Below are 1,463 nucleotides of genomic sequence, written 5' to 3'. Positions count from 1 at the left end.
TACTCTAAACAGTCCTCTTTGTCAGGCAGAAAGACCTCGTTGACACTCTCTCTGCTGACCATGCTGGGGAAGGCTACGAACTCCAGTCATGAAAAAGTATTCACCGCTACAGATGAGCGTCATCTTTATCGACTCTTGGACAACAATTATATCGAGAAACCGGATGAGGACAGTAGTGCCCGCTGGTCGTATTGAGGCGCCTACGAGGCGGGCGGTACCCGGATCACCAACATCTCAATTGGCGAGGTGTCGGGTTACCCGACGACATTCCGTTCACAGACCAACGACATCCGATTCCACGGTACCAACGCCGACGAAGTGCCTGCTGACCCGAGCGGTCACACTAATATTGGCAGGTATATCGTCGCGGAAAACACGACTGACGGTGCCGAAGCATCGTTCCTCATCAACGTCTCCTACACCGATGCAGAAGCCTCAGGTGTGAACGAGGATGATCTGCTGTCTGGGTCTACAGCGCTGAGGCTGGAATCTGGTCGAAAGTACCGGGCAGCACAGTGAATACTGATGAAAACTACGTTCGGGCATATGTGAAGGACTTCTCGAGAGGGAAGCAGATCTACGCCGTGTTGAACACCGACTCATCGGAGAACGCGTCGGGATCCACGTCGAATCAGACCACGAACAAAGCGGACTCATAACCACTCCTTTGGCGACTTTGTGAGTGGGAATAAGACTGGAGCGGAGACTACGGTCTCTTAGTCGTCTCCCGTCGGATTCTTGCTTACGTTCTGATTCTTTCCCAGTGAGCACCGGGGAGATCCTTCAGCTGTGACTACTTCTTACGCCCTCTGTGGCGAAAATGTGGGAGTGGGAAAATTCCCATTGCCGCCGAAAATCATCAGTGGGAGTGTATATGGCCGGGTCGCCGCTGTCTGCAAAGCATGAAACCTGTCCTCGCCAACAAGCGGCTTGTTCTCCGCATCTTTGTTCCAATCTATCTTGATGTAAACCACTGACCGACCTCTGGTAGAATTGTCAGTCATGTCGATTGAACAACTCGATCAGTCCGCCACTGCTTACATCCAATCGTCAGGCAGTTCGTCAGCATGATCCTACACTAACTGCAGGAGCGGGCGGATCTCATCGAACTGGGGTCCTTTCCGTATCTTACTTGTTTCCCGATCCCACTCGATGAGGCCTGCGTCTTCGAGTTTCGAACGTAACTCGGCAATGTGGCGAGTCGTGGTGTGGAATCGCTGGAACAACTCACGTCCTGCGTACAAATATTGCTGGCCGGTAGTGGTGGTACACGCGACCAAGTTGTTCGCACCAATGTCCAGAGCGGCCTTCTCTGAGGACAGTGGAGTATCCCATGTTTCGTCGCATCCGTTCTAGGCTAACTGGAGAAGACGGGAAGACCGCCAGCTGTTAGCGGTATGAGATCCGGTGAGAAGATGAATGACACTCCCACCGGATTCGGTAATAGAAGAGCGGCTGGTAAA

The 1,463-nt window shown here is 52.7% G+C and carries 1 protein-coding gene and 1 pseudogene; one reads left to right on the top strand and one right to left on the bottom strand.

Features of this window, described 5'->3' with window-relative positions; all coding sequences use genetic code 11:
- On the top strand, window positions 1–195 hold a 195-nt coding region (locus ACR3FF_RS26995; RefSeq protein WP_458191166.1), incomplete at its 5' end, for a hypothetical protein.
- Window positions 196–1,118: 923 nt separating this feature from the next.
- On the opposite strand, the pseudogene ACR3FF_RS26990 reads toward ACR3FF_RS26995, so the two are convergent.
- Window positions 1,119–1,343, bottom strand: a pseudogene (locus ACR3FF_RS26990) (transposase); the annotation flags it as partial.
- Window positions 1,344–1,463 lie beyond the last annotated feature (120 nt).

The sequence above is a fragment of the Haladaptatus ordinarius genome, from assembly GCF_054177595.1.
This window is presented reverse-complemented; position numbering and strand designations above follow the sequence as displayed.